The sequence below is a fragment of the Tianweitania sp. genome, assembly GCF_032053605.1.
Taxonomy (GTDB): Bacteria; Pseudomonadota; Alphaproteobacteria; order Rhizobiales; family Rhizobiaceae; genus Tianweitania.
Map to the genome: position 1 here is coordinate 14,835 of NZ_DAMBUH010000081.1, position 1,229 is coordinate 16,063.

The 1,229-nt window shown below is 63.7% G+C and carries 2 protein-coding genes; both read left to right on the top strand.

The genetic code is table 11. The features are described from left to right. Positions 1–177, top strand: a 177-nt coding sequence (locus RTX98_RS15670; RefSeq protein ID WP_312797776.1) for a substrate-binding domain-containing protein, incomplete at its 5' end; no start/stop codon positions are given. A 2-nt stretch (positions 178–179) separates the two neighbouring features. Continuing rightward, a partial coding sequence (locus RTX98_RS15675) for a Gfo/Idh/MocA family oxidoreductase (RefSeq protein WP_312797774.1) occupies positions 180–1,229 on the top strand: 1,050 nt, incomplete at its 3' end.

The following is a 1,229-nucleotide window of genomic DNA, read 5'->3' on the forward strand; positions in this document are numbered from 1 at the left end:
CCGCTCACCACGATCAGCCAGCCCCGCGCCGAAGTCGGCCGCGCCGCCATGACCGTGCTGCTCGACATTCTGGATGGCAAGGGTGCTCCCAAGGCCCCGTTTATCCTGCCGACCACCCTGCAAATCCGCGGCTCCACCGCCGCACCCCGCCCGCTGGTTCAGTTGAGGAGCGCCTGATCATGACCGACCTGCCGAAGCCCCGTTTGCGTGTCGGTTTCGTCGGCACGGGCTTCATCGCGCATTTCCACCTCAAGGCGATGGTCGGCGTGCGCAATGTCGACGTCACCGGCGTTTACAGCCGCAGCGCGGACAATCGTGAGCGTATGGTCAAGGCGATCGACGAACTCGGCCTGGGCACTTGTCGCGCCCATGACAGCCTGGAATCTCTGTTCCAGGCCGATGATGTCGATGCGATCTGGATCCTGTCGCCGAACTACACCCGCCTCGATGTGATGCGCGTGCTTCATGCCGAAGTCACCGCTGGCCGCTCGAAAGTCTTTGCCGTCGCCTGCGAGAAGCCGCTGGCCCGCACAGTGAGGGAAGCGCGCGAAATGCTGCGGCTGGCCGAGGAGGCCGGGCTCAATCACGGCTATCTCGAAAACCAGGTCTTCTGCACGCCCGTTCTGCGCGGCAAGGAGATCATCTGGCGCCGTGCTGCCTCGGCCACCGGCCGTCCTTATCTGGCGCGTGCGGCGGAAGAACATTCCGGCCCGCACGAGCCTTGGTTCTGGCAGGGCGACAAACAGGGCGGCGGCGTTTTGTCTGATATGATGTGCCATTCCGTCGAAGTCGGCCGCCATCTGCTGACGGCCCCCGGCGCACCGCGCTCCACGCTGACGTTGAAAAGCGCCAACGGCCAGGTCGCCAACCTCAAATGGACGCGACCTCATTATGCCGACCAGCTGCGCGAGCGCTTCGGCGTCGACTACCGCAACCGCCCGTCCGAGGATTTCGCCAGGGGCACGCTGACCTTCGAGGACGAGGACGGCAACGAATTGATGGTGGAAGCTTCGACCTCCTGGGCCTATGTCGGCGCCGGTTTGCGTATTCAGCTCGAACTGCTCGGTCCGGAATACGCCATGGAGTTCAACTCGCTGTCGACCGGCCTCAAGATCTTCATGTCGCGTCAGGTTACGGGTTCCGAAGGCGAGGACCTGGTGGAAAAGCAGAATGCCGAACAGGGCCTGATGCCGGTGCTGGAGGACGAGGCCGGCATCTACGGTTATAAC